Here is a 317-nt window from a genome sequence, read left to right as displayed (position 1 = left end):
CGCGAAAGCCTACCTTAACCCCCGCTTTTACGACTTTATTAACGACTACCTCGATAAGATCTACCTTAATAAGATCTCCTTTAACGATATCGCTAAGTTCTTTAAGAAGTAAGAGAAGGTCCTTTATACGCTCGACGAGCTTTAGGCTAAGGTCCCTAAGTAGCTCTACTATATAATCTATATATAGCTTAAGAGCGAGGCCGATAAGCTCGCCTTTTACCGTACCGTTAATACTTAAATTAACCTTAAAGAGGGGATATAACCTCCTTATACCCGCCCTCGCCCCTTTAGCGAAGCCGAGACCCGGATCGTCCGCG

The 317-nt window shown here is 44.2% G+C and carries 1 protein-coding gene; it reads right to left on the bottom strand.

What is annotated here, in order from left to right:
- On the bottom strand, window positions 1-317 hold a 317-nt coding region (locus VD17_RS31185; RefSeq protein WP_046057195.1), incomplete at both ends, for a hypothetical protein.

The organism is Pseudomonas fluorescens (assembly GCF_000968015.1).
GTDB classification, from domain to species: domain Bacteria; phylum Pseudomonadota; class Gammaproteobacteria; order Pseudomonadales; family Pseudomonadaceae; genus Aquipseudomonas; species Aquipseudomonas fluorescens_W.
This window is presented reverse-complemented; position numbering and strand designations above follow the sequence as displayed.